General features: G+C 55.9%; 23 protein-coding genes. 8 read left to right on the top strand and 15 right to left on the bottom strand.

Annotated elements, in window-relative coordinates; translation table 11 throughout:
• Positions 1 to 415: 415 nt before the first annotated feature.
• The 5 genes from JAO79_RS00115 to dksA are packed head-to-tail and all read right to left on the bottom strand — an operon-like array spanning position 416 to position 6,361.
• A complete protein-coding gene (locus JAO79_RS00115) occupies positions 416 to 1,810 on the bottom strand; it encodes a sigma-54-dependent transcriptional regulator (RefSeq protein ID WP_199005152.1) in 1,395 nt (464 codons plus the stop codon).
• Positions 1,811 to 1,817: 7 nt separating this feature from the next.
• Positions 1,818 to 4,778, bottom strand: coding sequence for an ATP-binding protein (locus JAO79_RS00110; RefSeq protein WP_199005151.1), 2,961 nt, complete (start codon positions 4,776 to 4,778; stop codon positions 1,818 to 1,820).
• A complete protein-coding gene (locus JAO79_RS00105; RefSeq protein ID WP_199005150.1) occupies positions 4,768 to 4,944 on the bottom strand; it encodes a hypothetical protein in 177 nt (58 codons plus the stop codon). The genes JAO79_RS00110 and JAO79_RS00105 overlap by 11 nt, the downstream gene beginning before the upstream one ends.
• Positions 4,945 to 4,948: 4 nt before the next feature.
• Positions 4,949 to 5,866 (bottom strand): tRNA glutamyl-Q(34) synthetase GluQRS, encoded by a 918-nt coding sequence (gene gluQRS / locus JAO79_RS00100; protein WP_199005149.1) that lies wholly within the window; start codon positions 5,864 to 5,866, stop codon positions 4,949 to 4,951.
• A gap of 51 nt (positions 5,867 to 5,917) precedes the next feature.
• Complete coding sequence (gene dksA / locus JAO79_RS00095; protein WP_199005148.1) at positions 5,918 to 6,361, bottom strand: RNA polymerase-binding protein DksA; 444 nt, start codon at positions 6,359 to 6,361, stop codon at positions 5,918 to 5,920.
• A gap of 166 nt (positions 6,362 to 6,527) precedes the next feature.
• On the opposite strand from dksA, the gene sfsA reads away from it, so the two are divergent.
• Positions 6,528 to 7,259 (top strand): DNA/RNA nuclease SfsA, encoded by a 732-nt coding sequence (sfsA, locus tag JAO79_RS00090; RefSeq protein WP_199005147.1) that lies wholly within the window; start codon positions 6,528 to 6,530, stop codon positions 7,257 to 7,259.
• Here the strand turns inward: sfsA and JAO79_RS00085 are convergent.
• The gene (locus JAO79_RS00085) at positions 7,243 to 7,614 is read right to left on the bottom strand and encodes a Rieske 2Fe-2S domain-containing protein (RefSeq protein WP_199005146.1); all 372 of its coding nucleotides are present in this window, start codon (positions 7,612 to 7,614) and stop codon (positions 7,243 to 7,245) included. The genes sfsA and JAO79_RS00085 overlap by 17 nt on opposite strands.
• Positions 7,614 to 9,200, bottom strand: a complete 1,587-nt coding sequence (locus tag JAO79_RS00080; protein WP_199005145.1) for an AAA family ATPase — start codon at positions 9,198 to 9,200, stop codon at positions 7,614 to 7,616. Before JAO79_RS00080 ends, JAO79_RS00085 begins: the two co-directional genes overlap by 1 nt.
• Positions 9,201 to 9,320: 120 nt before the next feature.
• Here JAO79_RS00080 and mrcB point away from each other — a divergent pair, with 120 nt between their 5' ends.
• Positions 9,321 to 11,630 carry a penicillin-binding protein 1B gene (gene mrcB, locus JAO79_RS00075; RefSeq protein ID WP_199005144.1) on the top strand — a complete coding sequence of 770 codons (2,310 nt, stop codon included), beginning with the start codon at positions 9,321 to 9,323 and terminating at the stop codon, positions 11,628 to 11,630.
• Positions 11,627 to 12,211, top strand: a complete 585-nt coding sequence (locus tag JAO79_RS00070) for a tetratricopeptide repeat protein (RefSeq protein WP_199005143.1) — start codon at positions 11,627 to 11,629, stop codon at positions 12,209 to 12,211. The genes mrcB and JAO79_RS00070 overlap by 4 nt, the downstream gene beginning before the upstream one ends.
• Before the next feature lie 52 nt (positions 12,212 to 12,263).
• Here JAO79_RS00070 and JAO79_RS00065 read toward each other — a convergent pair whose 3' ends face one another.
• From JAO79_RS00065 to JAO79_RS00040, 6 genes are all read right to left on the bottom strand, one after another.
• A complete protein-coding gene (locus JAO79_RS00065; protein WP_199005142.1) occupies positions 12,264 to 13,181 on the bottom strand; it encodes a DUF4382 domain-containing protein in 918 nt (305 codons plus the stop codon).
• 221 nt (positions 13,182 to 13,402) lie between these two features.
• On the bottom strand, positions 13,403 to 14,683 hold the full coding sequence (gene hemL / locus JAO79_RS00060; protein ID WP_199005141.1) for a glutamate-1-semialdehyde 2,1-aminomutase: 1,281 nt from the start codon (positions 14,681 to 14,683) through the stop codon (positions 13,403 to 13,405).
• 12 nt (positions 14,684 to 14,695) lie between these two features.
• A complete protein-coding gene (gene thiE / locus JAO79_RS00055) occupies positions 14,696 to 15,364 on the bottom strand; it encodes a thiamine phosphate synthase (RefSeq protein WP_199005140.1) in 669 nt (222 codons plus the stop codon).
• Positions 15,352 to 16,113 (bottom strand): bifunctional hydroxymethylpyrimidine kinase/phosphomethylpyrimidine kinase, encoded by a 762-nt coding sequence (gene thiD / locus JAO79_RS00050; RefSeq protein ID WP_199005139.1) that lies wholly within the window; start codon positions 16,111 to 16,113, stop codon positions 15,352 to 15,354. The genes thiE and thiD overlap by 13 nt, the downstream gene beginning before the upstream one ends.
• Positions 16,114 to 16,154: 41 nt before the next feature.
• The gene (gene hemJ, locus JAO79_RS00045) at positions 16,155 to 16,577 is read right to left on the bottom strand and encodes a protoporphyrinogen oxidase HemJ (RefSeq protein WP_199005138.1); all 423 of its coding nucleotides are present in this window, start codon (positions 16,575 to 16,577) and stop codon (positions 16,155 to 16,157) included.
• 3 nt (positions 16,578 to 16,580) lie between these two features.
• Positions 16,581 to 18,356 (bottom strand): chloride channel protein, encoded by a 1,776-nt coding sequence (locus tag JAO79_RS00040; protein ID WP_199005137.1) that lies wholly within the window; start codon positions 18,354 to 18,356, stop codon positions 16,581 to 16,583.
• 144 nt (positions 18,357 to 18,500) lie between these two features.
• Here JAO79_RS00040 and argC point away from each other — a divergent pair, with 144 nt between their 5' ends.
• The 4 genes from argC to erpA all read left to right on the top strand — a co-directional run bounded on the left by argC (position 18,501) and on the right by erpA (position 21,149).
• Positions 18,501 to 19,538 (top strand): N-acetyl-gamma-glutamyl-phosphate reductase, encoded by a 1,038-nt coding sequence (gene argC / locus JAO79_RS00035; protein ID WP_199005136.1) that lies wholly within the window; start codon positions 18,501 to 18,503, stop codon positions 19,536 to 19,538.
• Positions 19,539 to 19,547: 9 nt separating this feature from the next.
• A complete protein-coding gene (locus JAO79_RS00030) occupies positions 19,548 to 20,288 on the top strand; it encodes a DUF6776 family protein (RefSeq protein ID WP_199005135.1) in 741 nt (246 codons plus the stop codon).
• A gap of 1 nt (position 20,289) precedes the next feature.
• Positions 20,290 to 20,733, top strand: coding sequence for a bactofilin family protein (locus tag JAO79_RS00025; RefSeq protein WP_199005134.1), 444 nt, complete (start codon positions 20,290 to 20,292; stop codon positions 20,731 to 20,733).
• Between the two features lie 83 nt (positions 20,734 to 20,816).
• A complete protein-coding gene (gene erpA / locus JAO79_RS00020) occupies positions 20,817 to 21,149 on the top strand; it encodes an iron-sulfur cluster insertion protein ErpA (protein ID WP_227664349.1) in 333 nt (110 codons plus the stop codon).
• Between the two features lie 3 nt (positions 21,150 to 21,152).
• On the opposite strand, the gene JAO79_RS00015 is transcribed toward erpA, so the two are convergent.
• Positions 21,153 to 22,253, bottom strand: coding sequence for an anhydro-N-acetylmuramic acid kinase (locus JAO79_RS00015; protein WP_199005132.1), 1,101 nt, complete (start codon positions 22,251 to 22,253; stop codon positions 21,153 to 21,155).
• Between the two features lie 2 nt (positions 22,254 to 22,255).
• Positions 22,256 to 23,662, bottom strand: a complete 1,407-nt coding sequence (locus JAO79_RS00010; RefSeq protein WP_199005131.1) for an OapA family protein — start codon at positions 23,660 to 23,662, stop codon at positions 22,256 to 22,258.
• Between the two features lie 312 nt (positions 23,663 to 23,974).
• Between JAO79_RS00010 and tyrS the strand changes: the two genes are divergently transcribed.
• Positions 23,975 to 25,177 (top strand): tyrosine--tRNA ligase, encoded by a 1,203-nt coding sequence (tyrS, locus tag JAO79_RS00005; protein ID WP_199005130.1) that lies wholly within the window; start codon positions 23,975 to 23,977, stop codon positions 25,175 to 25,177.
• Positions 25,178 to 25,325 lie beyond the last annotated feature (148 nt).

Genomic DNA, 25,325 nt, shown 5'->3' with positions numbered 1-25,325 from the left:
TAGCATGGAGCGGGTTATCAAGGCAGGTGTAGCGTCGTCTGCTAGACGATTCTTATCCACATCTACAACTCGCGCATGCTGAGGGATCACAAAAAAACCTAGCACCCAAAACACTCAGTTCGCTTACGTCCTATTTTTGTTTTTGTTACCGGACGTTTTCTTGCAGCTTTTTGTTTTTGTTGTTGCCGCTGCGTTGTCACTTATTGTTTTTGTTGTTGTGCGCTCTTAATAGTGCAGAGGCCGTGCCAGAATTTAAAATATCTTTATTAACAGTTGGTTACGAATTCGGTCGAGATAAGTGTTACCCCGTATCCGAGAAAAGTGTTACCTGCGTCACATAAAGGGGCGGGGAAGTGTTACCGAGAGGAACGCTCGGTAACAAATGATTCTGGGTTCATTTGTTACCGGCGCGGATTTAGCTGCCGCTGGTCTTTTTTCGAGGAATACCTAAACGTTGTCTGCGTTCCCAGAGGGATTTGCGGCTGATGCCCAGTTTTTGTGCCAGCTCGGTTTCGCTCATGCGGTCCTGATTTTCGATAACGAAATGCTGGAAATAGTCTTCCAGAGACAAATCGTTGGCTGAGTCGGAATCCCGGGGTGGGGTGCTTTCGTTGTTGCCTTCTACCAGGGTTTCAGGGATGTATTCGTCGCCCGAGTCGCTGTCGAGGTCCAGAACGGACGGTGTAATGGTGTCGCCATCTGCCAGAATAGAGGCACGTTCAATCGCGTTCTCTAATTCCCGCACGTTACCCGGCCAGCGGTAGCGCTGCAGAGCTTGCATGGCTTCCGGGCTCAGGTGCAGGTCCGGCCGGTCAAGTTTCTGCGCCTGTTGCTTCAGGAACCGTCCGGCCAGGCCCAGGATGTCTGAACGGCGCTCTCGTAGAGGCGGCAGGCGGATCTGCATGACGTTCAGACGGTAGTAAAGATCTTCCCGGAACTCGCCTGTGCGCGTCATGGCTTTGAGATTTCGGTGGGTGGCCGCAATCATGCGCACGTCCACTTTCCGGCTTTGGGTGGCACCCACCTTACGAATTTCGCTTTCCTGAAGCACTCGCAGGAGTCGGGCCTGCGCTTCGGCGGGTAGCTCACCAATTTCGTCCAGAAACAAACTGCCGCCGTCAGCCGCTTCGATCAGACCGGTGCGGGCCGACACCGCGCCGGTAAACGAACCTTTCTCATGACCGAACAGTTCGGACTCAATCAGACTCTCGGGAATCGCCGCGCAGTTAACGGAAATCAGGGGCTTGGAGGCCCGGGGGCTCAACAGGTGCAGCGCTCGGGCAGCCAGTTCTTTACCGGTACCGGATTCACCGTTGATCAGCACTGTAGTTTGGGTTGGCGCCACTTTCCGAATAAGGGTGAACACCTTTTCCATGGGCTCGCACTGGCCAAACATGATGTTGGATGGATCGGGCGCTTCTGCTGCGGAATCGGCCGCGTCTTCGTTGCCAGCAGGTAATGCGTCTTTGCGTGCCAAGATGCCTTCGACGGCCGCCAGCATTTCATCGTGATCAAACGGTTTGGCAATGTAATCCACCGCGCCCATTTTCATGGAGTCTACGGCGGAGCGCAGGCTGGCGTAGCTGGTCATAATCAGAACGGGGGTGTTGGGGGCCCGGTTGATCATCTCGGTGCCCGCGGCGCCGGGTAAGCGGAGGTCGGTAATGACGAGGTCGAAGGTATCGGGTTCCAGCTCTTCCGCAGCCTCTACCGAAATGGCATCGGCTACCTCGTAGCCGGCATGCTGGAGCAGTTTCCGAACTGCAGAGCGGATAATGTCTTCGTCTTCAACAATCAGTATGCGGGGCATAGTACGTTCACGACCTTTCGTTCGGGCGACTGTCAGCATCGGTGTCGGGTTCGTAAGCTGGCAGGCGAAGCCTCATGCAAGTGCCTTTGCCGCTCATGGAGAGGGCGGGGCTCTCTACCTGGATGTTGCCATAGTGTTCTTCAACAATACTGTACACAAGAGAGAGGCCAAGCCCTGTGCCTTTGTTCGATGCCTTTGTCGTAAAAAAGGGCTCAAAAACATGATCCTGTTGGTCCGCAGGTATTCCTGTGCCTTCATCAATGACCTCGATGATAGCCGAGTAGCTGTCGCGCTTGCCAGTCACCCGGATTTGCCCCTTCTCCGGAGACGCATCTCGTGCATTTGCGAGCAGGTTGACGAACACCTGCACCAGGCGCTGTTCGTCGCCGAGAATTTGCAGATCCTGCGGGCAGTGGTTTTCGTATTGGATGCCCTTGCTGTTATCGCCTAATGACAGCAGGTTGATCGACTCCTCCACACAACGGTGAAGGCTAACCGGTTCATAGCGAGTGGCTTGGGCGTGGTTGCCGGTGCGGGAGAAATTCATCAGCGATTGCAAGATGGTCGAAATGCGCCGGGTTTGCTGCTGGATCTGGTTGGCCGTATCTAGAATCTCCGGGTTGTCCGTTTCCAGCTTGAGGTTTTGTGCCAACGATGAAATTCCCGTGACCGGATTGCCGATTTCATGGGCGACGCCGGCTGCCAGCCGGCCCACTGAAGCCAAACGCTCACTGTGCATCAGCTCATCTTCAAGCAGACGGGTTTCGGTTTGGTCCTCTACCAGAATGATAGAACCGTCTTCCGGGTGCTCCGGGCCATTCAAGGCCGCTTTGTGCAAATTCAACCAGTGGGGTTTGCCCCGTAAATCCAGCCGATGCTTGTACCGGTGAGGCTCGCTGCCCTTGTTGAAGTCATCGAGCAGCATGTGCCAGTGCTCTGGCAGCGCCAGGAGCTTGGCGCCGACCACTTCATCGGCGGAAATGCTGGTCAGTGCTTCCATGGCGTGGTTCCACATCAGAATTTCGCCATCGTCACCAATGGAGCAGGCCGGAATCGGCAAGTTCTGCAGGGTTTGACGATAATGTCGGCGGAGGTTGTCCAGCTCACCCGCCAGCCCCGTGAGCTGGCTCTGGTAGTCACCGAGGGCTCGTTCCACGTAGCGGATGTCTTGCCCGGTGCTTCCGCGAGCCATGGGTTTGAAGCCCAAATGCCTTTTGACGATATCGCTGGCGATAGACGGACCCAGCAGGCCGGACAGGTTGGCTTCAACCTGATCCCTCAGGCGCCGCAGTTGGTATGGGCGAAATTCTGAGGGCGGCAGCTTCAGCTGGGAAAGTGCTTGTTGCACCTCTCGGCGCGCAACGTTCATGCCCAAGGGTTCGGCCAGATGATGTATGAAATCCGCGGAGGAAGAGGCGAAGAGTTCGCGACGCTGGGGTCGCGAAAGGGCGCCCATGGAGCAGGCCTGAGCGGCACTGATTTCTTCCGGCTTGGCGGGGCTCAGGATAGACACCACGGCAAATACGGCAAGGTTAGCCGTCAGGCTGGTAAAGGTGACCACGTGCCAGTTGCCGAAGCCGTCAGTCACCGGCATGCCGATTAGCGACAGCAGGTCAAAGGGGTAAGAAAACGGCAAGACGAGAGTAAGCACCCAGATCGATAGGCCTGTAACCAGGCCCGCGATCAAACCACGACGGTTACCTTCGGGCCAGTAAATAACCCCAAGCACTCCCGGCAGCAGCTGCAGCGTGCCGGTCAGCGATATAGCGCCGAGAATGGCGAGATCGAGGTGTTGGCCGACAATCTCGTGAAACAGCAAAGCCAGAATAAGAATCGCGGCGATCAACAGCCGCTTTACCCATTGCAGCCAATAGTAAATGTCGCCCTGTTCGTTCGGGGTTTTAAGAGGCAGAACAATGTGGTTAAGAACCATGCCGGCAAGGGCCAGCGTACTGACAATCATGAGCCCGCTGGCCGCCGACAAGCCAGCGATATACATCAGCAGCGTAAGCATCGGGCTGTCCAGAGCCTGGGCGATGCCGATACTGAAGAAGGCTGGTGGCCCGGCCACATCGAGAGCCTGACCGCCCCACACAATCAGTGGCACCGGCAGGGCTAGCAGAAACAGATAAAGCGGAAGGCCCCAGCTGGCTTTGCCGAGGGCTCTCGGCGATGGGCTTTCGCTGAAGGTCATATGGTACATATGCGGCAAAACCAGCGCGCCGGCAAACGACATCAAAAGCAGTGCCCGCCAGGTGCCGTCGTTCACGTTCATGGCCATCGGGGATTCGGGGCGTGATGTGCTGGCCAGCCAGGATTCCAGCCCGGCATTCCCGCCGAAGACGGTAAACAGAATCACGCCACCCAATACCAGCAACGCCGCCAGCTTCACCAGTGAGTCGAACGCGATGGCAAGAACCAAGCCTTGATGGTGCCCGGTTGTCTGCTGTCGGCGAGCGCCGAACAGCACGGCAAACAGCACGACAATCAGGCAGAAAAGTGTGCTGATAAATGTCGGAGATGTGTCGGGTGCAAGTATGCTTGCTGAGGCCGAAACCGCCTGAATCTGCATGCTGAGCAGAGACATGATCGCGGCAGCGGAGCAGAGCGTGACCAGTGTACCCGCCCACTGGCTTCGGTACCGGTAAGCGAACAGGTCGGCCAGCGAGGTAAGCTGATACGCTCGGCTAATCCGCAGAATCGGGTTCAGTAATACGGGGGCCAGCAAGAAGGCGCCGCTGATACCGACGTAATAGGCCAGGTAACCGAAACCGGATTCGGCGGCGAATCCGGCGGCACCGTAAACTGCCCAGATGCCCGCATACACTCCGAGGCTGAGTGTGTAGGTCAGCGGGTGGCGCACCCAGCGGCGCAGCAACGTGCCACGTTCAGTTGCCCAGGCAATTCCAAATAGAAGGCTCAGATAAAGCAGGCTGGCCAGTAGCAGCGAAGGGGCGCTAAAACTCATTGGGGTCTCGTCGCCATTCCAGCCAGAAACCGATCACAATCAGGCACCCCCAAAAGATAAACGGGCTGTACCAGGCATTGCCCGGGCCGGTCCACCAACTAAGAATATTGGGTGAAAAGATATAAATGGCCAGCACCAGAAGAAAAACCAGGCGGTAGATATACATCGGGTTAGTGGTCCAAGTGCGATTGTGTACTTGGGGTTATACCACGGGCTTGTCGGGATGTCAGGGGAATGGCCGCCCGCCGCCAGTGTGCCCGGGCCCAGCTCAGTACATCGGCTACCGATGCCCAAGCCAGTTCAGAGGGTGGTTGTTGACCAAGTGCGGCGAGAGCATGCACCAGATTCATTGCCGGTTTTGTGTCATCGAGTGCGGGCGCGTGATTTTGTTTGCTCAGCTTCTGGCCCTGCTCGTTGAGGATAACCGGAATATGCAACCATTGAGGCGGGGAAGAGCCCAGTGCCCGGAATATTTGCTGTTGCTGGGCGGTCATGTCGAGCAGGTCGGAACCCCGCACTACATGGCTGATGCCTTGGTCAATGTCGTCAACGGCTACGGCCAATTGGTAGGCGTAAAAGCCTTCTTTTCGCTGCAGAACCGGGTCATCCAGTTCCGCTCGAACGGTTTGCTGCTGCGGACCCAGTAACAAGTCCTGCCAGTGGCTATGCTCATCAGTGAGAGCAAAGCGAATGGCTTGAGGCGCCTGATCAGACAGAGAGTCGCGCTCTCTGCATTTGGCTGGGTGCCGCCCGCCATGGGCTTGCAATTGCTTCCGCGAACAGCTGCAGCGGTAAGCTTTGCCGCTTTCCAGAAGATTGATGATGGCTTTCTGGTAGGCTGCCTGGCGCTGGGACTGGAAGCGGACGGGTTCGTCCGGGTGCAATCCGTGGGCGTCAAGAGAGTGAAGAATCTGGTGGCTGGCTTCCGGGGGTTCCCTGAGCGGGTCAAGGTCTTCAATTCTGACCAGCCAATCACCGCCCGCTGCCCGGGCTTCCAGCCATGTGGCAACAGCCGTGACCAGGGAGCCGAAATGCAATGGGCCTGTCGGGGAAGGCGCAAAGCGCCCGCGGTATCGGGTGTGCTCCATAGGATCTCTGCAAGCTGGCGGTCAGACCACCAGCTTGCCGGTAGGGGCAGATCAGATGCCGGTCTGGCGTTCGCGAATTTCAGCCAACGTTTTGCAATCGATGCAAAGGGTTGCCGTGGGGCGAGCTTCCAGTCGACGAATGCCGATTTCTACGCCGCATTGATCACAAAAACCATAATCGTCTTTGTCGATACGATCGATGGTCTTGTCGATCTTCTTGATCAGTTTGCGTTCACGATCCCGGGTGCGCAGTTCCAGGCTGAACTCCTCTTCCTGGGTTGCACGGTCGCTGGGATCCGCGTAGTTTGCAGCGTCTTCCTGCATGTGGTGCATGGTGCGGTCGACTTCTTCCATCAGTTCCTGCTTCCAATCCAATAGCAGGTCCTTGAAGTGCTGCAGCATGTCTGCACTCATGTAGTCTTCACCCTTTTTAATTTCGTAAGGGGTGAAGCCGGTAAACGTTTCGCTTGGTGCTTGCGCAGTCTTCTTTGCCATTGAGCCCTGGCCTCTTGTTTGTACTTCTACTCGGGCGCTTTGTCATCCGTACCAGCACCGGTGCCGTACGGTTTTACCCAAACGCCCTGTCTTGGGAATTTGCGGAAAATAGCAGATAAGTCTCAGGGGTGCCAGCTCTGTGACCTCGGCTTATAGTGGAGAGCATATGAAGTTTTCAGAACCATTGATAGAGGGGCGCTTGATTAGGCGCTATAAACGCTTCCTGGCCGATGTACGCTTGCCCAATGGCGAAGAGGTGGTCGCTCACTGTCCGAACACCGGTTCCATGCGCAATTGCCAACCGGAGAACGCGCGGGTGTGGTTGAGTGAAAGCAACAATCCCAAGCGCAAACTGCGGTACACGTGGGAGCTGGTGGAAGCCAGTCCCGGTGCGATTGCGTGTGTGAATACGGCGCGCCCCAATGCTCAGGCCAAGCATGCGATTGAAGCCGGCGTAATCTCTGAATTGCGAGGCTATCGTCAGTGCCGGAACGAGGTGCGGTATGGAGCAGAAAAAAGCCGTATTGATTTGCTGCTCAGCGGTCACGACCGCGAACCCGATGCCTGGGTCGAGGTGAAAAACGTGACGCTCGCAGAGGGCGCGCAAGGGTATTTCCCCGATGCAGTTACCGAGCGCGGGCAAAAACACCTGCGGGAGTTGATGGCGCAAGTCATCAATGGCGACCGTGCCGTATTGTTGTTCGTGGTGAATCATACGGCCATTGAAGAAGTGCAGCCGGCGGACCACATTGACCCGCGCTATGGCCAACTACTGCGCCAAGCGGTTGAGGCCGGTGTTGAAGTGTTGGCCTATCGGGCGGCCTTGATGGGGGTGGATGGAAACCCCAGTGCACGGCTTGAGCTGATTGATCCGGTTCCGGTTAATTGCGAACCCTGACTTCGATCAGGTCGTTTTGCTCACGCACATCCAGCTCGGTTAGCGCATCGCCCTGACAAGGCCCGGCAATGCATTCCCCGGTTCCGGGTTTAAACAGCGCGCCGTGAGTGGCGCACTGAATGAACAGGTTGTCGGCATCCATAAATCGCCCGGGCATCCAGTTCAGTTCAATACCCAGATGCGGGCACAGGTTCAGGTAAGCCCGGGGCGTGCCGTGATCCAGAAATACAAAACCGGTTAGCGGCATGCCTTCCGGTTCAACGGCTTTTTCTTTCAGGCGGAACTCCACGAACTTGCCCGGCACAAGCTCGGTTGCCGGGCAAGCGATTTGCCATTGGGATCGATGCATTTTCATCAGCTGGTAGATCGGGAGCTGAGGCCAAGGTGCTGGCGGATTCTGTCTGCCACCGCTTCGGCTACGTGCTCCTGATCGGTATGCAAATGGATGGTGTGGCTTTTTTCTTCCGCGGTCAGGGGTTCAAACCACGTCTGCTGGGCGTCGAGCATTTCCTCGGTGGCTTCCGAGGCATCGCCTTTGCGCTTGCGTACCCAGTCTCGTCGCAGCTCTTCAGGGGCTTCGGTGTGAAGCAGGGCAAAGGGCACGCCCTGGTTTTCTGCGACTTCTGCAAACAATGAGCGCTCGCTTTCCTTCAGGCTGGCGGCATCCACTATGACGGACAATCCAGAGGCCAACAGCCGGCCTGCCAATGCCGCCAGATGTGTGTAAGTTTGCTCGGTGGCTTCCGGGCTGTATAGATCGGTGCCCAGGCCGGATTTACTGTCATCCAGAGGCGCCAGCCCGTGCAGGCGTTTGCGTTCGACATCAGAGCGTAAACGAATCAGCCCCAATTCGGCGGACATGGCAGCACTCACGCAGGTTTTTCCCGAGGCTGACAATCCCGTGGTTGCCAGCAAGTAATGGTTCGGGATAGCGCCATAGTCTTCAGCAAGCTGGGCGTAGCTGCGATAGCTTTGCATCAATCCTTCGCGTTCGCTTTCCGACAGGCTCGGGTTGCCTAGGGTGAACAGTGCGATCTTGGCCCGAACCATGGCGCGATACGCTTTGTACAGTGGCAACAACGCCAAGGCTTCAAAGTCACCTCGGTACTCAAGATAGGTGTTCAGTACCAGATTGGCGAGCGCGGATTCCTGTCGTGATTCCAGGTCCATCAGCAGGAAGGCGAGATCGTTGATCACGTCGATCCAGCGGAAGGGTTCATTGAACTCGATGCAATCGAATACGGTGACCTGGTCATGGAATACAGTAATGTTGGCGAGATGAAGGTCGCCGTGACATTCGCGCACCAAGCCGTTCGCCCGGCGCTCGGCAATCAAATCACGGTTTCGTTCGAACGTGGTGCGGGTCCAATCTTCCAGTGCGTCCAGCTGAATGAGCAAGGATTTGTCATCCAGCAGCGGCCGAATCTGGTCAAAGTTTTCCTGCATGGCCGCGTATACGGCCTCCGGGGTGCCCAGCGGTTTTTCATCCGGAACCGGCGGCAAGCTGTCGTGGAACAGAGCCGTTTGGCGGGCAACGCTGGTGAGGAGTTCGGGAGTCAGTTTGCCTTGCTCTTGGCGCAGGTCAAACAGTTCGCTTTGGTCAAACTGGCGCATACGAATCGCGTATTCGAACGGTTCGCCCTCGCCGCCGAGAACCGGCTGTTCTGGGCTGCCAGTAATAGGAAGAACGTCAAGGTAGAGCTCGGAGGCTAATCGGCGGTTCAGGCGAAGTTCTTCTTCGCAGAAATGCTTGCGACGTTCCAGGGTCGAGAAATTGAGAAAGCCGAAATCCATGGGCTTTTTGATTTTGTAGGCGTAGTCGCCGGTTAGCAGGACCTGTGAGATATGGGTTTCGATCACCCGGAAATCGCTAACCGGATGATCGTATAACTCTGGATTCTGCAGTGCTTTAACCAGTGTGTCGGGCGCGCGTTCGCTCACATTTTGCTCCTGGGTTCCCTGAACTCGTTGATTTTGTTTGATCAATGATAGACGGCAGATTACAGAAATAACACATAACAGGCCTGCCAGTCGCCTCCTTGGCTTCGTTATAATCGCGGTATGAGTAAATCTACGAAATCCCGTAAAAAATCGCCTAAAAGTCAGCCAACTCAACAGCGCTCGGGTTTTGGGCGTTTCCTGTTTCGATTCGCACTGGTGGGGCTGGTGGTGCTGGCCGGCTGGATGGTGTATCTCGATGCAGTGGTCACTTCCCGCTTTGAAGGCCGCCGTTTCGAAGTGCCGTCCCGTGTGTATGCCCGGCCACTGGAGCTTTATGACGGCGCCAGCGTCAGCGCATCAGGGTTGGCTCGAGAACTTGAGCTGGCGGGTTACCGGGCTGGCGATGGTGTAAAGCCGGGAACCTATCGGCGCAATGGTGGCCGCTTTGTGATCAGTGCCCGAGGTTTTTTGTTCCCCGATGGAGAGGAGCCCCGTCGGCGCATTTCGCTGGTGGTCAGTGGTGACAAGGTTCGATCGTTCTCGGTTGTAGCAGGGCCAAAATCGCCGATCGTTCGGCTTGAGCCTGCGCAAATTGGCGGTATCTACCCCGCCCACCGCGAAGACCGCGTTCTGGTTCAGCTTGAAGAAGTGCCGGAACTTTTGCCCAACACTTTGATGGCGGTAGAAGACCGCGAATTCTACAACCACTTCGGCCTGGCGCCGTTGTCGATTGCCCGGGCGATGTTGGCGAATATCAAAGCGGGCAGGGTGGTGCAGGGCGGCAGTACGCTGACCCAGCAGTTGGTGAAGAACTTCTTCCTGACTCGTGAACAGACCTTATTGCGCAAAGGCAACGAAGCCTTGATGTCGATCCTGCTCGAACTGCATTACGAGAAAGATGACATTCTGGAAACCTATTTGAACGAGGTATATCTCGGCCAAGCCGGTGTGCGCAGCATTCATGGCTTTGGCTTGGCCAGCCAGTTCTACTTTGGCGAACGACTGAACGATCTGGCCCCGCACCAAATGGCACTGTTGGTTGGCCTGGTGAAAGGCCCCAGTTACTACAACCCAAGACGCCATCCGCATCGGGCGACCGCGCGCCGCAACCTGGTGCTGGATGAAATGGCGGAAGCCGGTTTGCTGACTGAGCGGGAGGCGGCCGATGCGAAGGCCAAACCGCTGGGGGTCAGTGGCAAACCGTCGTTCACCGACAACCGATACCCGGCCTATATTGATCTGGTGCGCCGGCACCTGGCGCGGGATTATCAGGAGGAAGATCTGCAAAGCGAAGGCTTGCGCATCTTCACAACGTTGGACCCAGCGGTTCAGCACGCCTCGGAGGTGGCGGTCAGCAAAACCCTGCCCAAGCTCCCGGGCGCGGATGCTCTTGAGGCAGCCTTGGTGGTGACAGCGAAAGACACCGGTGAAGTGCTTGCTTTGGTGGGCGGTAAAGATCCGAGTTTTGCCGGCTTCAACCGGGCCGTGGATGCCAGGCGCCCAATGGGTTCTCTGATTAAGCCGTTTGTGTACCTGGCCGCGCTCGAGCAAGCTGACCGCTATACGTTGATCACACCGGTTAAAGATCAGGCGTTCACACTGGAGTTCGATGACGGCAAGTTGTGGCAGCCAAAGAACTTCGACAAGCAGGAGCGAGGGGACGTACCTTTGCACCGCGCTTTGTCGAAATCGTACAACTTGCCGGCGGTTCGCGTGGGTCTGGATGTTGGTATTCCCGAAGTTCAGGAGAAGCTTCGGGCGTTTGGTATCACCAGCCCGATATCGGATTACCCTGCGATGTTGCTGGGGTCTGTGAATCTGGCACCGGTGGATGTGGCCCAGTTGTATCAAGGCTTGGCCACCTCCGGTTTCAATACGCCCCTGCGTACCATTCGCGAGGTTACCGATGCCGACAACGAGCCTCTGTCTCGCTATAACCTGAAAGTGGATCAAGTAGCTGACCCGGCCGCCGTGCATCTGGTGCAGTACGCCATGCAGGAAACCATGCAGGAAGGCACCGGTCGCTCGGCTTATTACACGCTGCCGGATCAGTTAACGCTGGCCGGAAAAACCGGTACCACCGACGATGGCCGCGACGCCTGGTTTGCCGGTTTCAGCGGCGATTTGCTGGCGGTAGCGTGGGTCGGTCGCGACGACAATGGCCCAACGTCGCTTACCGGGGCATCGGGAGCCCTACCGATTTGGTCTACCATGATGGCGCAGATTCCCCAGCACGGGTTTTCACCCGTCATGCCGGATGGCGTGCAATACCATTGGGTAGACACTGAAGCCAACGCCTTGACGGGAGAGGGGTGCCGTAATGCACGCCTGATACCCTTTGTGGCCGGCAGTGAACCCGACACGCACACCGGTTGTAACGGCGATATTGGCGGACAAATACGCAGTTGGTTTGAAGGATTGTTTCGATGAGAAAAGTAACGATAACGCACGCGGCCAGCTTGGCGCTGATGCTTGGTCTAGCCGGGTGTTCGGCACCGGGCGGAGGCTCGATTTATGTGCCGATGGGCGGTGGTGATCAGTCTAAAGCGCCTGAGCCGCCAAGAACGTCTGAGCCGGAAAGATCTGAGCCCCAAGTGTGGCGCAAGAGTGAACAGCCCGAAGTCAGCGAGCCTGCTCCTGAGCCTGAGCAACCTACGCGTTCGCCCAGCTATCGCGAATCCGGTGATGAACTGCCTGCGGCAGCCGTCGCTCTCATTCGCGATGCTGATCAGCGGTTACAACAAGGTGACTCAGCAGGCGCGATTGCACGCTTGGAAAGAGCCCAGCGGGTAGCGCCACGTTCGGCGGAGGTGTACTTCAAGTTGGCGGAAGCTTATGTGGCCGGGAACAACCTGGGAGCGGCGGAACAGTTCACCCTGAAGGGCTTGTCGCTGGCGGGTAATGATTACCGCATGCAGCGGTCAGGCTGGTTGCTGCTGGCGGATATTCGCCGAGCGAGAGGTAATGTTGCGGGGGCTTCTCAGGCGGAAGATCGAGCAAGAGCTCTGTAATGCATAGAGGCCATCCTTGGCCTCTGGATACTTCCCGTATCGGGGGGCGGGATTACTGGGAGATCATTGTCGCTTCTGTGGTTTCGCCGGATATCACCTCTACGTTTTGCGTGCCATAGAAGGTTAATCCTTCGTCCATTTCATTATCGTCCAGCTGGCAGCTGTAGCTCACGGTGTAAGTGCCTTCTGTTAGGAACGCTGCGGTCCACTCATGGAAACCGTCAGCATCGTCATCGTTGACTGGAACAACCATTAACGGATTGTTTCCGTCTCGGTTCACGTTTAGGTCGATGGGCTCGACATCTGCGCCTTCATAAACGTAAACCGAACCTTCGTAGTTGGCGCTGCAGTTGGCTTCGGTTGACTGGTTTATATCAGCGTAGTTCACCTCACCGGTTATCTTGCCAACTTCCAGGTTGTTTACCAGCCTCAAAACTGGCTTAAGCATGAAGTCGCCCTGAGCATTTCCTTGGGGATCGATAATGGACTTGCGTACGTCAAAATCGATAGTGAAATCGGTGCTGGCGTCTGCCGCTACTATGAAGCTGCCCTTCAGTTTTAGGCCACTTTGTTCGCCGGATGGCACGCCTAAGGTATAGCGCGCATCGCCTTCAGACGATTTAGTCACCCATGAATTGTCGGTATCAACAATCAGGCGAATTTCTTTGTATTCACCAGCAGGCACTTCTTCGTCTGTGATCAAAGGCTCGGTCACGCCGCCCTGCAGTGTTAACAGGTCTACCGTTCCGGTTTCCTCAAGGCTGTATTCCAACCACTCGCCATCAGCGTGCTTAAGACGGATGGTGTTAAATGCAATGTGAACGCTGCTTAGGTCGGTCGTTGGCGCATCGGTCAGGCCCACAGATAACGAACCGGTTTGTCCTGACGAGGAGCCACCGCCGCTACCACCACAGGCAGCCAGGGCGCCGGTGAGGGCGGAAATTGCGAATAATTTGGTCGAGGACTTCATAAAACCTCCTGATAGAAATCTTGTTGGTTCGACTACGAGGTAAAACGACTTCACGGCCAAGCGCGATGAAGGGTTCCTGACTAAACCTTAGCAAAAGCATCTAAATACGCGTAATACGAAATGGTAAGAGAATCGGGCTGGCAGGCGTGGATTAAAGGATAGAAGGGGGAGGAGGTAGCATGCGGTGACTCAGTCGAACCTGAGTCACCGGGCGGTTTGGCTTAAAGCGTCGCCATTACCTTACGGGCAGCAGCCAACGTGAACTCAATGTCATCGTCTGAGAGCGCATCGCACACAAAGCTTGCTTCGAATGCCGATGGCGCCAGGTATACGCCTTCGGCCAGCATGCCTTGGAAAAACTTCTTGAAGCGCTCTACATCGCACTCCATCACCTGATCAAAGCGGGCTACGGACGGTGCGTCGGTAAAGAAGAAACCGAACATGGCACCGGCAGATTGCACGGCAAGCGGGATGCCCGCTTCGTCGGCCGCGGCTTTGATACCGTCACGCACTTTGTTGGTTTTCTCGATCAACCGGTCGTGGAAGCCGGACTCCGAAATAGCATTCAGAGTGGTCAGGCCTGCGGCCATGGCCAGCGGGTTACCGCTCAAGGTGCCAGCCTGGTAAACCGGGCCCAGCGGGGAGATGTGTTCCATGATTTCACGCTTGCCACCAAAGGCGCCGACAGGCAAACCGCCGCCGATGACCTTACCCAAAGCGGTCAGGTCCGGAGTTACGCCAAACAAGCCTTGAGCACCGCCCAGTGAAACCCGGAAACCCGTCATCACTTCATCAAAGATCAGAACCGTACCGTGCTCGTCGCACACTTCCCGCAGACCTTCGAGGAACCCCGGAACGGGCGGAATGCAGTTCATGTTGCCGGCTACCGGCTCCACGATGATGGCGGCAATTTGATCGCCCATTTCTGCGAAGGTTTTGCGCACGCCGTCGATGTCGTTGAAATCGAGGGTGAGAGTGTGTTCGGCCAGGCTGGCGGGAATACCCGGCGAGTTAGGTTCGCCCAGGGTCAGTGCGCCGGAGCCAGCTTTCACCAGCAGCGAGTCCACGTGGCCGTGGTAGCAGCCTTCAAATTTCACGATTTTGTCCCGGCCGGTGAAACCGCGGGCCAGGCGAATGGCGCTCATGGTGGCTTCGGTACCGGAGTTGACCATACGCACCATGTCGATGGAGGGCACCAGTTCGCACACTTTCTTCGCCATGTCAGTTTCGATGGCGGTCGGAGCGCCGTAGCCTACACCCAGATCAACCTGTGCGTGCAGAGCGTCTTTGATGCGCGGGTCGGAATGGCCCAGAATCATCGGGCCCCAAGAGCCAATGAAGTCGATGTAGCGTTTGTCGTCTTCATCGTACAGATAAGCGCCTTCGGCATGCTTGAAGAACACCGGGGTGCCGCCCACGCCGCGAAATGCCCGAACCGGAGAATTAACACCACCGGGGATGTATTTTTGTGCCTGTTCGAACAGTTCTTCAGAGTGACTCATGGATTACTCCTGTTAGTTGGAATGTGTCGATAATGGATGATGCAAAGCCACCAGTTGCCTGAACTGTCTGGCTTTGGCTTCAATGTCTGCGGGGCTACCCCCGAACAATCCGCCCACTACCGCAATAAGGTCGGCGCCGGCCCGAATCAGTGGTTCTGCATTCTCGGTCGTGATGCCGCCAATGGCTGTCACGGGAAGCGCCAGACGACGTGCGTCGCTCAGCACGTTAACGTCCGCACGGGGTGCGCCGGGCTTTGTGCCGGATTGATAAAAACGGCCAAAGGCTAAATAGTCTGCACCTCCGGCTTTGGCAATTTCGGCCAGCTCCATGTGCTGGTGGCAGGTAATACCAATAATGGCATTTTGCCCCAGCAGCTTTCGGGCATCGGCCAAAGCCCAGTCCTCTTGCCCCAAGTGAACGCCTTGCGCACCCACGCGGTGCGCCAGTTCGGGGTCATCGTTGATGAGAAGCGGTACCCCGGCGTTCTGGCAAAGACTGACCAGATCCGTCGCCTGGTTCAGGCGCTCGGTGGTCGTTGAAAACTTGTCTCGATATTGGACCAACACAGCGCCGCCCGCTAGCGCGGCTTCTACGGACTGCAGTAGGCGGTCCGGGGGCGTAAGACGGTTGTCGGTGATGGCGTACAGACCGGGGCGAAGGCGTGGTTTTAACGTTCCCACGGAATGCCCCTGTTGGGTACCCGTTGCCCTTGACCAATGCTCAAGGCGCTTGAAAGGGTGCGGCTTACGTAATTTTGGGCCTGCGAAATGGCCGCTCGGGAGGACAGCCCGCTGGCGATGCCGGCCGAAATGGCTGCCGCCAGCGTACAACCGGTGCCGTGGTACTCGTTGGCTCCAATCCGCTCTAACTGCCAGTTCATGGGTTCCTGCCCGGTACTGTACAAGGTATTGATGATGCGTGGTCCGGTGCCGTGACCGCCGGTGGCGAGAACCGATTTACAGCCGGCGGAAAGTAATTTGTCGGCGGCTTGGCTTTCACTGTCGCAGTCGCCCAGTTGCAGGAGCTCAACCCCGTTTGGTGTGATCATTTCGGCACGGGCAAACAGCGATCCCTTCATCGCCTTGACCAGTTCGTCGTCCGCCAGGTCTCCGCCGCCAGCAGCTTTGATCACAGGGTCCACGATCAGCGGTAGCTCCGGGTGGCGGTCAAGAAACTCCATGAGCACCTTGACCACGGCAGCGTTGCCCATAGCCCCGGTTTTTACCGCGTGGATGGGGATGTCGTTGTCCAGACATTCAAGTTGTTGTTTGATGATTGCCGGGTCAATGGCTTCGGCGCCGTACACATTCTTGGTGTCTTGTACGGTCAGGCACGTCAGCACAGGCAAGGGGTGGCCGCCCAGAGATGTAATGGCCTGTATGTCTGCCTGAATGCCAGCGCCGCCGGAAGGGTCGAGCCCGGACAGCACCAGAACGTGGGGGCGAGAGTAACTGTTAATGATGAACCTCCTTAAAAAGGCTTAACAACAGCAAGAATGACAACGGCGATCAGTATGAACACCGGCAGTTCGTTGAACCAGCGGTAGAACACGTGGCTGCGGGTATTGTTGTCGTCTCGAAATACTTTTACCAAGTGGCCGCAGTAAAAGTGGTACACGATCAACAGGGCGACCAGCAACAGTTTGGCGTGCAACCAGCCCTGGCTGAAGTAGCCCGACACGTTGTAGCTGAGCAGCCACACACCAAAGATGACGGTCGCTATCATCGAAGGCGTGGTGATGCCACGGTACAGTTTGCGCTCCATGATCTTGAAGCGTTCTTGCCCCGGTTTGTCTTCGCACGCAGCGTGGTAAACAAACAGGCGGGGTAAGTAGAAAATGCCGGCAAACCAGCACACCAGTGAAATGATATGAAACGCTTTAACCCATAGCATGTGTCAGCTCCGGCGGTATTGGTAATAACTTTCGATATCGGATGGCAGCACAACGCCATAAATCCGTTGGATCATTGGGGCGACATGGCGCTGCACGTAGAGCGCTTCTGCCTTGGTTTGGTCAAATTCGTTGAGGGCTTGCTCCAGCGTGGCTTGATACTGCACGGGCGCAACGTCTCGCCGGTTGGCCGGGATTTGCATTAAATCCAGGCTCTCGGGCGGTTCGGATGCATCTTCGGAGTTTACCTCGTTTAGCTCCTCAAGGTATCGAGCCAGGTCAACGGCAGGTAGCAATGAGGTGGGGCCGCTATTGCCATCCACCAATAACCACTTCGGTTGTGAAGAAAGCGCTTCGCGTGCTTCCTCGAGGGTGAGCTGGCGTTCAGTGCGTAGAATGTTCCGATCCATGATGGCGCCAACGGATACACGCCTCAACGCTTGTGCGACCGGTGAGTTCTGGTAGCTGAGCCCTTGGCTTTTCAAAACGGTGATGAATAATGACTTCTTGCCGAACGCTTCGCTCGTGATCAGGGTCGCGGTGGTAATAATCAGCATGCCCGGCAGAATGATGTTGGGGTTATGAGTGAGTTCCAGTAGAGCCATCAAGGCCGCTAAAGGAGCCTGCAATACCGCTCCCATCATGGCGCCCATGCCGAGCATCGCGTAAAAGCCGACAGACGATGCGATGTCCGGGGCAAAGGCCGCACCGATCAGCCCCATGGCGCCGCCCAGAGTTGCACCAATAAACAACGTGGGACCGATCACTCCGCTTGGCATGCCAAGGCCGATAGAGGTGCCAGTGATCAGCAGCTTGGCACAGCCGACCCCTAACAATAACCAGAAGCCGAGTACTCCGTTGATTGTGTGGCCAACGGTGTCGTAGCCAATGCCCATGGTTTCGGGCACGAAGATAGCAAACGGAACCATCAAAAGGCCGGCCACGAATATGCGCAAAAACACCGGACGATGATGATAACGTCCGAGGCTGTCCACCAAGTGGATGAAGCCGGCGGCTGCAATGCCGATGATCACCGCTATGGCCAGTATCCAGGGGATTTCCAGCAAGGAATTCATGGTCAGCGCCGGAACGCTAAAGGCCGGTTCGGTACCGTAGACCACTTGGGTGACGATGGCGGCGCTCACTGCCGACAGGATGATGGGGGTAAAGCCGGCGATGGTGTATTCCATCATCACCACTTCCATAGCGAAGATAACACCTGAGATCGGGGTGTTGAATGACGCCGAGATAGCTGCTGCGCAGCCGCAGGCAACCAAGGTCCGGATACTGTTATTGGGCAGCCGCATCCATTGCCCTAGAATACTCGAGAAGGCTGCGCCAAGATGCACCGCGGGCCCCTCTCGGCCCGCGGACTGACCGCTGACTACTGTGGTAACGCCCGCGATGAACTGAACGATGGCACTTTTGAGAGAGATATACCCCTGATGGTAATTCAGGCGCTCCATGACATGGGCAATCCCCACTTTGCGGTCATGAATGTTTAGCTTGTGTAAAAACAACCCCAGTGCCACGGCACCGGCAAGAGGTAAAATGCCCCGGGTAAGAATGTCCAGATCTTCAAAGTTTTCCGAGCCATTGCCGGGGAAGAAGTAATCCAGAGGCCATTCAATGGCAAACCGGAACAATAGGATCACGGCTCCGGTTACAATGCCGGAAAGCAAACCAAGGACTGCCAGCTGAGGAAGGGCATCCACACCGGCGAGTCTGCCTCGGAAAACGTGTATCAGGTTTTCCGTAACCTGTTGCCTGATGTTGCGCATGCGGGCTGAGTTCCGGTTGTTCGAACAAGTCGTTCAGAAAGATTGGGGCCCCATTGTAGCTTTGGGTGTGCAAGCTGCAATAAGTCCTTGGTTTATCATGTTAGACTAACGCCAAATTCTGACCAGAATACGTTGGAGAAGAGAGTGATTAAAGTAGGCATCGTTGGTGGTACCGGGTACACAGGTGTAGAGCTGTTGAGGATTCTTGCGGTTCATCCCGAGGTTGAAGTGCAATGCATCACTTCGCGTTCCGAGGCAGGTATGCCGGTAGCGGATATGTACCCTAACCTGCGAGGTCACTTTGACTTGGCCTTCTCCGAGCCTGATCCTGCGCAGCTGGCGGAGTGTGATCTGGTGTTTTTTGCAACGCCTCATGGTGTGGCGGCCCGCATGGTGCCTGAATTGATGAAGGCTGACACGCGCGTGGTGGATCTCTCCGCCGATTTCCGTCTGAAAGATCTGGACGTCTGGGAAAAGTGGTACGGGATGCCACACGCAAGCCCCGAGTGGGCCGAGAAAGCGGTTTATGGTCTGCCGGAAGTGGCTCGTGAAGAGATTCGCAAGGCGCAACTGGTGGCGAATCCCGGGTGTTACCCAACGGCCGTTCAGCTCGGCTTTCTACCGCTGCTTGAAAATGGCCTGGTGGATCCATCACGGTTGATTGCGGATGCCAAGTCGGGCGCCAGTGGCGCAGGGCGCCAGGCCAACGCCGGCATGCTGCACGGTGAGATCGGTGAAAGCTTCAAAACCTACGGTGCTTCGGGCCACCGCCATTTACCAGAGATTCGTCAGGGTCTGGGCGAAGCCGCCGGAGCGAATGTGGGCGTGACCTTTGTTCCCCATTTGTTGCCGATGATCCGTGGTATCGAAGCGACGCTGTATGCCGAACTCAATGATCCGGCCGATTTCGATCGGCTGCAGGCACTGTTCGAAGAGCGCTATCAGGATGAGCCGTTCGTGGACGTTATGCCGTTCGGCAGTCATCCGGAAACCCGTAGCGTGCGCGGGGCGAACCATTGTCGTATGGCGCTGCATCGCCAAGAACAAAGCAATGTGGTGATTGTCACGTCCGTGATCGATAACCTGGTGAAAGGCGCGGCCGGGCAGGCGGTCCAGAACATGAACATCATGTTTGGGTTGGACGAGCGGCTGGGGCTGAATGCGCCAGCCATGTTGCCCTGAGGCGGATTTGTGAGCGAGACGCCAAAGCCCTCAGAAGAGTACGTTGTTATCCGCCACCGGCGCGGCTATCGGCTGCGCCGAACGCTGATCCTGCTCGGATTCACGGTTGTAGCAGCCATCGCAGGATACATGGCCGGAATGGCGCAGGGTGGCTTCCGTTTCTCCTCGGCAGAAGAGACCACAGACATCCTGGTCCATGAAATGGAGGGCCTGCGTGAGCAGTACCATTCTGCGCGCCAGAGGCTGGTGAATCTGGAGCGAGGCCGGGCCATCGATGAGCAGGCCCTGCGTGACGCCAGGAATGCGATCGTCGAGTTGGAAACGAAGATATCGGAACTCAACGCTGATCTGACCTTTTACCGCAATATCATGGCACCGACGGAAGTCAGTAAAGGGTTGCAGGTGGATAGCTTTACGCTTTCGCCGACTCGTGGTGAAGGCCGCTACAGCTTTAAAATGGTGCTGACTCAGGTCGGAAATAATAACCGTTACGTGTCCGGATTGGTGGCGGTTAATGTCATCGGCAGGGTCGATGGTGAAAAGCAGGTGATTGCGCTGCGGGATTTGTCAGAGGACATTGACGACTTGGGGGTTAAGTTCAAGTTTCGCTATTTTCAGGATATTGAAGGCAGTTTAAGTCTGCCGGAAGAGTTTGAACCATTGGAAATTCAGGTTGTTGCCCAGGCAGGAGGCCGAAAAGCGGCGCAGGCAGAAAGTACATTTGACTGGGAACAATTAACAGGAAACTGAAATGTTTAATAAGAAAAAACAGGTGCGGCATCGTTCGTCCAACCGTTTTGACACTTTGATTTCGGCACGCACCACCATTGAAGGGGATGTTCACTTTTCAGGCGGGTTGCACGTGGATGGTAAAATCAAGGGCCGTGTGATCGCCGAAGACGGCACCGACGCGGTCATCCGTCTGTCCGAGGTAGGGCAAATTACCGGAGACGTGATCGCGCCGCACATCATTATTAACGGGACGGTTCACGGCGATGTGCATTCTTCCAGTCATTTGGAACTGGCTGAAAAATCCAGTGTCAATGGAAGTGTCTATTACCAGTTGATCGAAATGGCCATGGGGGCCGCCGTGAACGGCAACCTAATTCGTCAGACAGAGACAACTGGGCTCCTTGCTCACGAACGGGCAGAAACGTCCGAACCAGAGTTCGAGAGTGAGGGAAAGTTCGAATAGTTGACTGTTTTAGTCGGGAATACCATAATCGTGCAAATATCTATTAGTGCCGGAGGCAACCCTTGAGTGTAGTTCAGCAACAAATGGCCACACCGCTGTTTTTCAGTGATAGTGCCGTTGCCAAGGTGCGCGAATTGATCGAAGAAGAGGAAAATCCGGAGCTGAAGCTGCGGGTTTTCGTCACTGGTGGTGGCTGCTCAGGCTTCCAGTATGGATTTTCTTTTGATGAGAATCAGGAGGAAGACGATACCGTCATTGAACGTGATGGCATCAAGCTGCTGGTAGATTCAATGAGCTATCAGTATCTGGTAGGCGCAACCGTGGTGTATGAAGAAGGGCTGCAAGGTTCGCAGTTTGTGGTTCAGAACCCGAATGCCAGCTCAACCTGTGGTTGTGGAAGTTCCTTCTCTATCTGACGTTCAAGCGGGGTAAATTGCCCCGAGTATTCTCTCTCCCGATGCGCCGGTTACTTCCGGTATATTGCCTGGCAGGCCTTGCAAGGTCTGCCGTGCAAGCCAGGCGAACGCTACCGGTTCCACCCATTGTGAATCCAGGCCAAGCTCTGCGGTCGTCGCCAGTGCTACCGATCCAAGCCCCATTCTCAATTCGTTCATCAGCAAGGTGTTGAACGTCCCGCCGCCACAGGCGTAGACGGCCATGTTCGCCGTTTCTTGCGGCAGTTGTTGCAGGATGGTTGTAACCGTCAATTGTAGAAGCGTGCGCTGAATGTCTTCCGGAGTCAGATCTGGAAAGCGTTTGATGTGGGTGCGAATCCAGTCGAGGTTAAAACGTTCTTTGCCGGTGCTCTTCGGAGCCGCTTTGCTGAAATACGCATCCGACAGCATGCTGGCTAAAAGTTCTTGATGGGTGGTCCCTTCGCTGGCCAAGTGCCCGTCTTCGTCATAATGGCGTCCGGTTTGGTCCAGGCACCAGGCATCGAGCAGCGCGTTGGCTGGGCCGGTGTCAAATCCAACGATGGGTTTTCGGTTGCCGGCTGGCAACCAGGTGATATTGGCGATACCCCCCAGGTTCAGAATACAACGATCCTGCTCCTGCGACCCAAACAGCCATTTGTGAAACGCCGGTACCAAAGGGGCGCCTTGCCCGCCGGCTGCAATGTCTCTGCTGCGAAAATCCGATACCGTGGTTACCCCGGTTGCTTCAGCTATAAAGGCTGAGCAGCCTATTTGCATAGAAAAAGGAGCCGAGCCGGAGGGTTGGTGCCGGATTGTTTGTCCGTGGCTGCCAATCCCGGAAATATTGCTGGGCGCTATGCCTGACTGTGCAATCAGTTCCGAGGCGGTACGGGCAAAGTACTGCCCTACCAGGGTGTTCAGCTCACCCATTTCGTCGGGGGTGCCGTGATCTTTGGTGGCTGATACCAGTCTTTGTCGCAGGCTGTCCGGGTAGGCGAGAGAGTGCGTGGCGTGGATGGTCAGGCTTTGGGATTCGAAAGACACCAGCACCGCATCGACTGCATCCATGCTGGTGCCTGACATAAGGCCAAGCCAGTAGCTCATTATTAGTTGTCCGTCGCAAGAGCCAGCTGATTTTGGCTCTCGAGGAAAACGTTGAGTTGCGCCAGGCTTTGGCTGGTCACTCGCTTGAAGCGTGCCATTTCAGATTTTGGAATGGGCTGTGCATCCGGCAGCTTGATCGTGCGAGAGTTTTTCGCCACACCGTTCACCCGGAATTCGTAGTGCAGGTGGGGGCCGGTAACCATGCCAGACGAGCCCACGTGGCCGATGGTCTGTCCTTGCTTGACGCGAGTGCCATTTTTGATGCCTTTGCCGAGGCGGCTCATATGGGCGTAAAGCGTGCTGATGTTGTCGCCATGCTGGAGAACCACGGTGCGGCCGTAGCCACCTTTCCAGCCGGCAAACTTGACCCGGCCGTTGCCCGCAGCTTTGATCGGGGTGCCTGGAGGTGCTGCGTAGTCGGTGCCTTCGTGTGGGCGAACGATATCCAGCACCGGATGGCGGCGCTGCAGATTAAATGGTGACGAAACCCGGGCATTAATCGGAACGCGCAAGAACGCCTTACGCATGCTCTGCCCTTCAGGGGTGTAGTAGTCACTTTCGCCGTTCGAGTCGGTGTACAGAAGAGCTATGTTCTCTTCGCCACGGTTAGTGAATTTTGCGGACAGAATACGGCCGGTGCTGAATTCTTCACCGTCGATGTAAAGCTGCTCATAAACCACTTCGAAGCGGTCGCCTTTGCGCACGTCGTACACAAAATCGATGTCCCAACCGAAGATGCCGGCCAGCTCCATGGTGAGGCGGTCATCCATACCCGCTTCCCGTGCGGCTAGATAGAGAGAACCATCTATGGCACCTGCCGCAAATGCCGGGCGGATCTCGGGTTCCCGAACTTCGGTTTCGCCAGTGTAACCGCTTTCCGTTTTTTCGATTTTGAGAGACTCCAGGCGGCTGCGTTGCAGTTCAATGGCTACCAAGTCGCCTTCGTCATTAAGTCCAAACCGAATGTCTTCGCCGGCATAGAGGCGTTGGAGTTTGTCGGCCTCGCCCTCACCGTGAATAACCGACAGCATAACGCCGTCATTGAAGCCCGCTTTCTTGAACAGCGACGACAGGGTGTCACCGGACTTAATGCGAAATTCCTGCCACTGAATGTTCGGTGCTTCCGGGGCGGCGATCGTTGCAGGCGGAGCTTGGGTGGCGGCAAGAGCCTGCTCAACGGCATTGTCCGAATGGGAGGTTTCGGGAGCCTGTTCGATAACGTTCTGGTCTGCTGATGAGGCAGCAACAGGGGCGCCAGCGCCGGAAACCGTGCCCTGGTTCAGGTCAACCGGGTAGGACATGCGCTTTGCTTCAACGTCGGAGCTGGGGCTCATAAGAATGGCTGCTGTAACAACAACCGTAGCTGCTGCGGCGAGCGTTAAATGTGATTTGGGGAAAGTTTTAAGCACGGTGCTCACCCATTATGATCGAAATTCCGGGTAGTTGTGTCGGCTAATTAAAGCGCCTGACCAAGTATAGACCAACAGATTACCGCATATAAAAGCATCAGGACAGTGGCGAACATTACGGTTGCCGCTTAGGGCGGGCGTACAAAATGCGCGGCCACTGATATAATGCCGCCCCTGTTATGTGGGGTTTGGTCAAAAACTGATCATGCACACTTTACCAAGTAGCGCCTGTTAACCGCAGCATTCTTTTTGTAGAGCTGTGTAACCGGGTGCTATTACCGTTTTGCAGTCAACGCTGGGGAAACTAGGTTCATGGCATCACTAGATGAAGCATTAGCCATCATTAAGCGCGGAATAGATGAGCTGATTCCAGAAGAAGATCTGATCGCAAAGTTGAAAGAAGATCGTCCTTTAAGGGTGAAGGCAGGTTTTGATCCCACTGCTCCGGATTTGCACTTGGGTCATACGGTTCTTATTAACAAGCTGCGGCAGTTTCAGGATCTCGGTCACGAGGTCATCTTTCTGATCGGCGACTTTACCGGAATGATCGGCGACCCCAGCGGGAAAAGCGCAACCCGTCCTCCGCTTAGTGAAGAGCAAGTGATGCAAAACGCCATCACGTATAAGGAGCAGGTCTTCAAGATTCTGGATCCGGCTAAAACTCGGGTGGTGTTCAACTCCGAGTGGATGGGTAAATTAAGTGCCTCTGAGATGATCAAGCTGGCGGGGCAGTATACGGTTGCCCGGATGCTTGAGCGCGATGACTTTACCAAGCGCTTCCGTGCCGAGCAGTCCATCGCTATTCATGAGTTCTTGTATCCCTTGATACAGGGATACGATTCAGTGGCGCTGGAAGCCGATATTGAGTTGGGTGGCACGGATCAGAAGTTCAACCTGCTGATGGGTCGTGTGCTGCAGAAACACTATGGCCAGAAGCCGCAGGCGGTGATAACGGTTCCGATTCTTGAAGGTCTGGACGGTGTTCAGAAAATGTCCAAGTCGTTGGGCAACTATGTGGGTGTGAACGACTCGCCAGGAGAAATGTACACCAAGCTGTTGTCCGTGCCCGATGAATTGTTGTGGCGTTATTTTGAATTGCTTAGTTTCCGTCCTATGGCAGAGGTAGAGGAATACCGTGCTGCTGTACAGGCGGGTGCGAACCCTCAAGACTATAAAAAGATACTGGCTGAGGAGCTGATTACCCGCTTCCATAATGAGGAGGCAGCAAAGTCCGCTCATAAGTCGGCAGGAAATCGCGTCGCCTTGGGTGAAATTCCGGAAAATGTGCCAACAGTAGAGGTGTCTCTGGAAGGGCAGGCGGAAATGCCGATGGCTTCAGTGCTTCGGTTGGCTGGTCTGGTGAAGAATGGTGCGGCGGCTCGTGATGTGCTGGGGCGCGGCGCGGTCTATCTGGATGGCCAGAAGTTTGAAGGTGATCGCACGTTCGTTGAAGGTGATGACTGCGTTATCCAGGCAGGTAAGAAGAAGATCGCCCGGGTGGTGGTGACCGCGTAATCTGCTTCCGGAAGACCAATTTGAACTTTTTTCAAATTGGTCGTTGACACCCTCAGTGATGTCTGTAGAATGCGCATCTCGCTTGAGGGGCTAGCCACTAAACACGGCCAGCAACGAAGTGATAACTGCTTGAAAGTGTTGAAGAAAA

Origin of the sequence: Marinobacter litoralis, from assembly GCF_016427555.1 — a bacterium.
GTDB classification, from domain to species: domain Bacteria; phylum Pseudomonadota; class Gammaproteobacteria; order Pseudomonadales; family Oleiphilaceae; genus Marinobacter; species Marinobacter litoralis_A.
The sequence above is the reverse complement of the archived record's forward strand: the minus strand, read 5'-3'. Positions and strand labels throughout refer to the sequence as shown.

Coding starts and splice junctions, on each gene's coding strand:
- JAO79_RS00115 (WP_199005152.1), bottom strand. CDS start 1,810: ATGCCCCGCATACTGATTGTTGAAGACGAAGACATTATCCGCTCTGCA.
- JAO79_RS00110 (WP_199005151.1), bottom strand. CDS start 4,778: ATGAGTTTTAGCGCCCCTTCGCTGCTACTGGCCAGCCTGCTTTATCTG.
- JAO79_RS00105 (WP_199005150.1), bottom strand. CDS start 4,944: ATGTATATCTACCGCCTGGTTTTTCTTCTGGTGCTGGCCATTTATATC.
- gluQRS (WP_199005149.1), bottom strand. CDS start 5,866: ATGGAGCACACCCGATACCGCGGGCGCTTTGCGCCTTCCCCGACAGGC.
- dksA (WP_199005148.1), bottom strand. CDS start 6,361: ATGGCAAAGAAGACTGCGCAAGCACCAAGCGAAACGTTTACCGGCTTC.
- sfsA (WP_199005147.1), top strand. CDS start 6,528: ATGAAGTTTTCAGAACCATTGATAGAGGGGCGCTTGATTAGGCGCTAT.
- JAO79_RS00085 (WP_199005146.1), bottom strand. CDS start 7,614: ATGAAAATGCATCGATCCCAATGGCAAATCGCTTGCCCGGCAACCGAG.
- mrcB (WP_199005144.1), top strand. CDS start 9,321: ATGAGTAAATCTACGAAATCCCGTAAAAAATCGCCTAAAAGTCAGCCA.
- JAO79_RS00070 (WP_199005143.1), top strand. CDS start 11,627: ATGAGAAAAGTAACGATAACGCACGCGGCCAGCTTGGCGCTGATGCTT.
- JAO79_RS00065 (WP_199005142.1), bottom strand. CDS start 13,181: ATGAAGTCCTCGACCAAATTATTCGCAATTTCCGCCCTCACCGGCGCC.
- hemL (WP_199005141.1), bottom strand. CDS start 14,683: ATGAGTCACTCTGAAGAACTGTTCGAACAGGCACAAAAATACATCCCC.
- hemJ (WP_199005138.1), bottom strand. CDS start 16,577: ATGCTATGGGTTAAAGCGTTTCATATCATTTCACTGGTGTGCTGGTTT.
- JAO79_RS00040 (WP_199005137.1), bottom strand. CDS start 18,356: ATGCGCAACATCAGGCAACAGGTTACGGAAAACCTGATACACGTTTTC.
- JAO79_RS00025 (WP_199005134.1), top strand. CDS start 20,290: ATGTTTAATAAGAAAAAACAGGTGCGGCATCGTTCGTCCAACCGTTTT.
- erpA (WP_227664349.1), top strand. CDS start 20,817: ATGGCCACACCGCTGTTTTTCAGTGATAGTGCCGTTGCCAAGGTGCGC.
- JAO79_RS00015 (WP_199005132.1), bottom strand. CDS start 22,253: ATGAGCTACTGGCTTGGCCTTATGTCAGGCACCAGCATGGATGCAGTC.
- tyrS (WP_199005130.1), top strand. CDS start 23,975: ATGGCATCACTAGATGAAGCATTAGCCATCATTAAGCGCGGAATAGAT.